The organism is Quadrisphaera sp. RL12-1S, from assembly GCF_014270065.1.
Classification (GTDB): Bacteria; Actinomycetota; Actinomycetes; order Actinomycetales; family Quadrisphaeraceae; genus Quadrisphaera.
Window position 1 is genome coordinate 145,185 of record NZ_JACNME010000008.1, and the last position, 7,539, is coordinate 152,723.

Genomic DNA, 7,539 nt, shown 5'->3' on the forward strand with positions numbered 1-7,539 from the left:
GTGAGCTGGTCAGTGCCGGTTGCCGACGCTGCGGAAGGCCCAGAGGATCCCCAGCAGCAGCAGGAAGACGGCGAAGGCGATCAGGCCGAAGACGAGCGGCGGGAACGGCTCAGAGCTGGCCGTCTCGCCGGCGCCGGTGGCGCTCATGACCAGGGCGACGAGCACAGCGCCTCCACGAGGTGTTCCGGAGCGGGCCCGCCGGAGGTCGGCGGGTGCGGGACAGCAGTCTGCCAGGTCACCAGGGCCGGACGTCGCCCAGGGCGGCCGGCGGGGGTGTCCGCTCGCCGCGCGCCCGCAGCGTCTCGCGGTCGACCACCTCGATGCCCACGGCGCGCCAGCCCGGGAGGTCGGCGGTGCGGCGGTTCTCCGCCCACAGGCGCAGGCCCAGCGCGGCGGCGTCGTCGACGTCCTCCGCCTCGTCCCAGTAGGAGACCTCCGCCCGCTCGTCGTTGTAGCGCACGGTCGCCGGGAACGGCTGCGCCTCCACCAGGCGCACCAGGGCCGCGTGCAGCTGCTGGCGGGGGACGCGGGGCCCCGCGAAGGTCACGCTGACGTGCCACAGCAGCGGCTCTCCCAGCGCCTGCCCCCCGCCGCCCGGGAGCCGCTCCAGACCGGGCAGGGGAGCGTCACCGCCCTCTCCCCCACCGGGCGCGAGCACCAGCCGGACGGGCTTGGGCTGGCTCGGGGCGTCGTCCACGGGGGTGTCTCCGTCTCTAGAGGGGTGCTACTGCGTCGCCGCGCGCGGGCGGCTGCCCGAGGTGGCGGGAGCGTCTCCGGTCCCACCCTGCCGCCGCCGCGGCAGCAGCACCAGGTCGTCCCGGTGCACGAGCACGCGGTCGTAGCCCGGCCCGAGGGCGTCGAGCCGCTCCCGGGTCGAGCGCCCGAGCAGGTCGGGCACCTCGGCCGATGAGTAGTTGACCAGGCCGCGGGCCACGGCGTGGCCGCTTTCGTCGCACAGGTCCACCGGGTCGCCCGCCTCGAACGACCCCTCGGCGGCCACCACGCCCGCAGGCAGCAGCGACGCGCCCCGCCGCACCACCGCGGTGACCGCCCCGCGGTCGAGCACGAGGTGCCCCTGCGGGCTGGCGGCGTGGGCGAGCCACAGCATCCGCGTGCGCGGCCGGGTGCCCGTGGGCGCGAACCACGTGCCCACGTCCTGCCCCTGCAGCGCCTCACCGGCCTGCGCCGCGGAGGCCAGCACGGTGGCGATCCCGGCGCCGGTGGCGACGGCCGCGGCGTCGAGCTTGGTGGTCATCCCGCCGGTCCCCACGCCGCTGCTGGAGCCCGCCACCACCACGTCGTCCAGGTCCGCCGGGGAGGTCACCAGGGGGACCCTCCGGGAGCCGGGGCGGCTGGGCGGCCCGTCGTAGAGCGCGTCGACGTCGGACAGGAGCACGAGGGCGTCGGCGTGCACGAGGTGGGCCACCAGGGCCGCGAGCCGGTCGTTGTCCCCGAAGCGGATCTCGGCGGTGGCCACGGTGTCGTTCTCGTTGACCACCGGCAGCACGCCCATGCCCAGCAGGCGCTCCAGCGCCCGCTGGGCGTTGCGGTACTGGGTGCGCCGGATGACGTCGTCAGCGGTGAGCAGCACCTGCCCCACGGTGAGTCCGTGGGCGGCCGCGGCCGAGGTGTACCGGGCCACCAGGAGGCCCTGGCCGACGCTGGCGGCGGCCTGCTGCGTGGCGAGGTCGCGGGGTCGCTTGGCCAGGCCCAGCGGCCCGAGCCCGGCGGCGATGGCCCCCGAGGAGACCAGCACCACCTGGGTGCCCGCCTGCACCCGCTCGACCAGCGCGTTGACCAGCGCGATGAGCCGGGCGTCGTCGATGCCCCCGCTCGGCTGGGTCAACGAGGAGGACCCGACCTTGACCACCACGCGACCAGCGCCGGCGAGGGCGGACCGGTCGGCCAGCCCCGTCACGACGGCGGTGCCGTCAGCGCGGCCTGCGCTCACCCCTCGTCCCCGGCGTCGGTCCAGACGCCGGCGCGGCGCTCCTCGGCCAGCTCCTCCCGGGCGTCGCGCTTGGCGGCGCGGCGCTCCTCGTACAGCTCGCGCTTCTCCTCGCGGCTGGCGCGGCCCGAGCCCTCCAGGCGCAGGTCGGTGCCGCGGGGTCCCACCGCCATGTCGCTGCCGACGAGCGTGGGCTCCCAGTCGAAGACCACGGCGTCGTCCCCCGGGCCGATGACCACGGTGGAGCCGGCCACGGCCCCGGCCTTGAAGAGCTCCTCCTCCACGCCCAGGCGGGCGAGGCGGTCCGCGAGGTAGCCCACGGCCTCGTCGTTGGCGAAGTCGGTCTGGCGCACCCACCGCTCCGGCTTGGCGCCGCGGACGCGGAACACCACGTCGCCGGCCGCCTCGGCGTAGGCCGGCGCCCCCTCGCGGACCACCGTGAAGCCGGCGTCGTCCACCGCGCGGGGCCTGATGATCGTGCGCGCCACCGGCGCCGCGGGCGCCTCCTCGCGGGCCTGCCTGACCAGCGACGCCATGGCGAAGGTCAGCTGGCGCAGCCCCTCGTGGCTGGCGGAGGAGACCTCCAGCACGCTCAGCCCGCGCGCCTCGAGGTCGGGGCGCACCAGCTCGGCGAGCTCCTTGGCCTCGGGCACGTCCACCTTGTGGAGCACCACCAGGCGGGGGCGGTCGGGCAGGGGCACGGACGCCGGGCCGGTGGCGTCGGGCGCCACGGGGTAGGCCGCCAGCTCCGCCTCGATGACGTCGAAGTCGGTGATCGGGTCCCGCCCGGGGTCCAGCGTGGCGCAGTCGAGCACGTGCACGAGGGCCGCGCAGCGCTCGACGTGCCGGAGGAACTCCAGCCCGAGGCCCTTGCCCTGGCTGGCGCCGGGGATGAGGCCGGGGACGTCGGCCACGGTGAAGCGCTCGTCCCCGGCGGTGACCACGCCGAGGTTCGGCACCAGGGTGGTGAACGGGTAGTCGGCGATCTTCGGCTTGGCAGCCGACAGGGCGCCCACCAGGCTCGACTTGCCAGCGCTGGGGTAGCCGATGAACGCGACGTCCGCGAGGCTCCGCAGCTCCAGGACCACGTCCTCGGCCTCGCCGGGCTCCCCCAGCAGCGCGAAGCCGGGCGCCTTGCGCCGGGCGCTGGCGAGGGCGGAGTTGCCCAGCCCGCCGCGGCCGCCGGCCGCCACCACGAAGCGGGTGCCCGGGCCGACGAGGTCGGCGATGATCTCGCCGTCCGCGCTGCGGACCGTGGTGCCCTCGGGCACCGGCAGCACGAGGTCCTCGCCGTCACCGCCGTTGCGGTGGCCCCCGGCGCCCTGCTTGCCGTTGGTGGCGCGGCGGTGGGGCGCGTGGTGGTAGTCGAGCAGCGTGGTGGTGGAGGTGTCGACCTCGAGGACGACGTCACCGCCGCGCCCGCCGTTGCCGCCGTCGGGGCCGCCGAGCGGCTTGAACTTCTCGCGGTGCACCGATGCGCACCCGTTGCCGCCGCTGCCCGCTGCCACGTGCACCACGACGCGGTCGACGAACGTCGCCACCGGGCCATCTCCTCCTGTCGAGCGGGTCGTGCTGGTCGCACGGCCGCGCGCACCTGCTGTCGATGCGCGCGAGGGGGCGGCCGGTGGTCCGGCCGCCCCCTCGGTGGGTCTCCGTGTCAGATCGCGTCAGGCACGGGGTCCCGGTGACGCTGTCGCTGTGCTCAGGCCTCCACGGCCACGGGCAGGACCGCGACGACGCGGCGACCGCCGCGCGTGCCGAAGGTCACCGCGCCGGCGGCGGTGGCGAACAGCGTGTCGTCGCCACCGCGACCCACGTTGTCGCCCGGGTGGAAGTGGGTGCCGCGCTGGCGGACGATGATCTCGCCGGCGCCGACGACCTGGCCGCCGAAGCGCTTCACGCCGAGGCGCTGGGCGTTCGAGTCGCGGCCGTTGCGGCTGGAGCTGGCGCCCTTCTTGTGTGCCATCTCAGTGCTCTCCTCGGGTCTGTCCGTGCGGGGTCGGCGTCAGCCGATGGCCGTGATGCGCAGGCGGGTGAGCTCCTGGCGGTGGCCCTGGCGCTTCTTGTAGCCGGTCTTGTTCTTGTACTTCTGGATGACGATCTTCGGGCCGCGCTCGGCCCGGACGACCTCGGCGGTGACAGTCGTCTTGGCCAGGGCGTCGGCGGCACTGGTGACGGTGTCACCGTCGACCAGCAGGAGCGGCGTCAGCGACACGGACGAGCCGGTCTCCCCCGCCACCCGGTCGACGACGAGCACGTCGCCGACGGCGACCTTCTCCTGGCGGCCGCCGGCGCGGACGATGGCGTACACGTGTCGCTCACTCTCTGCTGTGACTGCTGGACTGTCTGGTGACTTCTGGTCTGCTCGGCGCACCACCGGACCCGGCACGAGGCCGGCGGTGGGGAGCCGTGGTGCTGGTTCCGGGGGTGCGCGCCCCTGGCGCGCACGGCGCACCGGGGGCGCACCGACGCACCAGGATACGGAGCGCGGACGGCGAGCGTCAAAGCGGCTGGCGCGGCGTCAGCCGCGGAGCCCCTCGTCGTCCCCGTCCGACCCCTCCGGCGACCCGTCGGGGGCCACCTCCGAGCCGTGCGCAGGCTCGTCCGCGGGCTCGTCGAGCAGGGGTGGGAGCTCCAGCTCGACGGTGCTGACCTCGACGACCTCGACCACGTCCACGGCGTCGACCACGTCGACGGCGGCCGGGACCTCGGGCCCGACCTCGGGCTCCCCGCCCCCGAGGGCGGCGAGCAGCGCCGCGGCCTCGAGCGAGGGTCCCTGGCCGGCGGCCGGCGCGGTCGGGCGCAGCGAGGCCAGGGCGATGCCGTTCATGGCCTCGCGGACCGCGTCGCGGGCGGCCTCCTCGCGGCTGCGCGCCTCGCCGTCGCCCTTGTCCCCGTGGTCGGTCGGCTCGTGCCGGTCAGCCCGGTCAGCCCGGTCAGCCCGCTCGGCGCGGGACTGCCGCTCCGCGGCGGGACGCTCCTGGTCAGGGCGGACGTCGCCGCGACCGGACCGGTCCTGGCGCTCGGGCTTGTCCTGGCGCTCGCCGCGGTCCTGGCGCTCGGGCTTGTCCTGGCGCTCGCCGCCGCGCTGCTCGCCGCGGCCGCGGGGCGGCGCCGGCACGGGCGGGTGGGCGCTGCCGCCCGAGCCGCCGCTGCCGTGGGAGGCGTGCCCGCCGTGCGGGGTGAGGTCGTCCTGCACCACGACGCCGCGGCCGGCGCAGTGCTCGCAGGGCTCGCTGAAGGTCTCCAGCAGGCCCTGCCCGACGCGCTTGCGGGTCATCTGCACCAGGCCGAGGGAGGTGACCTCGGCCACCTGGTGCTTGGACCTGTCCCGGCCCAGGCACTCGACCAGGCGCCGCAGCACGAGGTCGCGGTTCGACTCGAGCACCATGTCGATGAAGTCGACGACGACGATGCCGCCGATGTCGCGCAGCCGCAGCTGGCGCACGATCTCCTCGGCCGCCTCGAGGTTGTTGCGGGTGACCGTCTCCTCGAGGTTGCCCCCCGAGCCCGTGAACCTGCCGGTGTTGACGTCGACCACGGTCATGGCCTCGGTCCTGTCGATGACGAGGGAGCCGCCCGACGGCAGCCACACCTTGCGCTCGAGGGCCTTGGCGATCTGCTCGTCGATGCGGTGGTGCGCGAAGGCGCTGCCGCCGGAGCCGTCGGCGTCCCAGCGGGTGACGCGCTCGGCGAGGTCGGGGGCCACGGAGTCGACGTAGGGCTTGATCGAGCCCCACGCCTCCTCCCCCTCGACGACGAGCTGCGCGAAGTCCTCGTTGAAGACGTCGCGGACCACCTTGATGACCAGGTCGGGCTCGCCGTGCAGCAGCGTCGGCGGGGTCACCTGCTTGGCGCGCGCGGAGATCTCCTCCCACTGCGCGGTGAGGCGCTCGACGTCGCGGCGCAGCTCGGACTCGCTGGCCCCCTCGGCCGCCGTGCGCACGATGACGCCGGCGTCCTCGGGGACGACCTCCTTGAGGATCGACTTCAGGCGCGAGCGCTCGGTGTCGGGCAGCTTGCGCGAGATGCCGGTCATGGACCCGCCGGGCACGTACACGAGGTAGCGACCGGGCAGGGAGACCTGGCTGGTGAGGCGGGCGCCCTTGTGGCCGATCGGGTCCTTGGTGACCTGCACCAGCACCGGGTCGCCCGACTTCAGCGCGGACTCGATCTTCTTGGCCTGGCCGGACAGCCCGGCGGCCTCCCAGTCGACCTCGCCGGCGTACAGGACGGCGTTGCGGCCGCGCCCGATGTCCACGAAGGCGGCCTCCATGCTCGGCAGCACGTTCTGCACGCGGCCGAGGTGGACGTTGCCGATCATCGAGGTCTGCTGCTTGCGCGCCGAGTAGTGCTCGACCAGCACGCCGTCCTCGAGGACGGCGACCTGGGAGCGCCCGCCGCGCGTGCGCACGACCATCGTCCGCTCGACGCTCTCACGGCGCGCCAGGAACTCGGCCTCGGACAGGACGCGGGGGCGGCGACCGCCGTCGCGGCCGTCGCGGCGGCGCTGGCGCTTGGCCTCCAGGCGCGTCGAGCCCTTCACGGCGGTCACGTCACCGCTGTCGGAGGACTCGCTGCGGGCGCGGCGCGAGCGCGACCGGGAGCGCGAGCTCGTCGAGCCGCTCGAGCCGCTCTCCGTCTCGGCGGCGTCCTCGGCGTCGTCGGAGCCCCCGCGGCGCCGACGGCGGCGACGGCGGCGGCTCGTCGAGGAGGAGCCCTCCGCGTCACCGTCCTCGGAGTCCTCGCCGTCCTCGGCGCCGGTGTCCTCGCCGTCGGCGTCCTCGGTGTCGTCCGCGTCGTCGGTGTCATCGCCGTCGTCGGGACCGTCGGACGCGGCGGCGGCACCGTCGGCGGTGGTCGCGGCCCCGTCGCCCTCGGACACCTCGTCCGCAGCGGCCTCGTCCGCCTCGTCGCCGGTGCGGCGGCGGCGCCCGCGCCCGCCGCGGCGGCGGCGGCCCCGGCGGGGGCGCGCCGCAGCGTCCTCGGACTCGGGGTCCTCGCCGTCCTCGGCGGCGGTGTCGTCAGCGTCCTCGTCGTCCTCGTCGTCGTCGACAGCGGTCGGTTCGGCGGCGGTGGCAGCGGTGGCCTCGTCGGTGTCGGCCGTGGTGTCGTCGGCGGCGGCGGCCTCGTCACCGGCCAGGGCGGTGCCGTCCAGGCCGTCGTCCTCGACGACGGTCTCGGGCGCGCCGGGGGCGGAGGGCTCGTCCACGGCCTCGGCGGGGACGACCTCCAGCGCGGACGCCGAGGTCGTCTCGGCGGTCGTGTCGGCGGTCGTCTCGGCGGTCGCCTCGGGCGCCTCGACCGGGGGGCCGGCGGGACGGGAGGCCGCGCGCCGGCGGCGCGGGCGGCGTCCCGCGGGCTCGGCGCCCTCGGCCGGCGCGGGCGCGGCAGCGGCGGAGGTCGTGACGGGGGTCGCGTCGACGGTCGCGTCGGGCTCGGCGGCCCGGCGCGGGGTCTCCTCGGCCGGCGGGGCGACCTCCACCTCGGGGGCGCCCGTCGCGGCGGTGGCGCGGCGCCTGGGGGTCCTGGCGGGCGCCGGCTCGGCGGCGGCCGCCTGGAAGAGCGGGAGCGCGCTGCCGGTGGCTGGC

7 protein-coding genes are annotated in these 7,539 nt (G+C 76.2%); all 7 read right to left on the minus strand.

Annotated elements, in window-relative coordinates; genetic code table 11:
* Positions 1-9: 9 nt before the first annotated feature.
* Positions 10-165 (minus strand): hypothetical protein, encoded by a 156-nt coding sequence (locus H7K62_RS15340; protein ID WP_186719909.1) that lies wholly within the window; start codon positions 163-165, stop codon positions 10-12.
* Between the two features lie 70 nt (positions 166-235).
* On the minus strand, positions 236-697 hold the full coding sequence (locus tag H7K62_RS15345) for a hypothetical protein (RefSeq protein ID WP_222437670.1): 462 nt from the start codon (positions 695-697) through the stop codon (positions 236-238).
* Between the two features lie 27 nt (positions 698-724).
* Positions 725-1,951 carry a glutamate 5-kinase gene (proB, locus tag H7K62_RS15350; protein WP_370591797.1) on the minus strand — a complete coding sequence of 409 codons (1,227 nt, stop codon included), beginning with the start codon at positions 1,949-1,951 and terminating at the stop codon, positions 725-727.
* Complete coding sequence (gene obgE / locus H7K62_RS15355) at positions 1,948-3,489, minus strand: GTPase ObgE (RefSeq protein WP_186719859.1); 1,542 nt, start codon at positions 3,487-3,489, stop codon at positions 1,948-1,950. The genes proB and obgE overlap by 4 nt, the downstream gene beginning before the upstream one ends.
* A 161-nt stretch (positions 3,490-3,650) precedes the next feature.
* Positions 3,651-3,914, minus strand: coding sequence for a 50S ribosomal protein L27 (gene rpmA, locus H7K62_RS15360; RefSeq protein WP_186719860.1), 264 nt, complete (start codon positions 3,912-3,914; stop codon positions 3,651-3,653).
* A 39-nt stretch (positions 3,915-3,953) separates the two neighbouring features.
* Positions 3,954-4,259, minus strand: coding sequence for a 50S ribosomal protein L21 (gene rplU / locus H7K62_RS15365; protein WP_186719861.1), 306 nt, complete (start codon positions 4,257-4,259; stop codon positions 3,954-3,956).
* A 210-nt stretch (positions 4,260-4,469) separates the two neighbouring features.
* On the minus strand, positions 4,470-7,539 hold a 3,070-nt coding region (locus tag H7K62_RS15370; protein WP_222437671.1), incomplete at its 5' end, for an Rne/Rng family ribonuclease.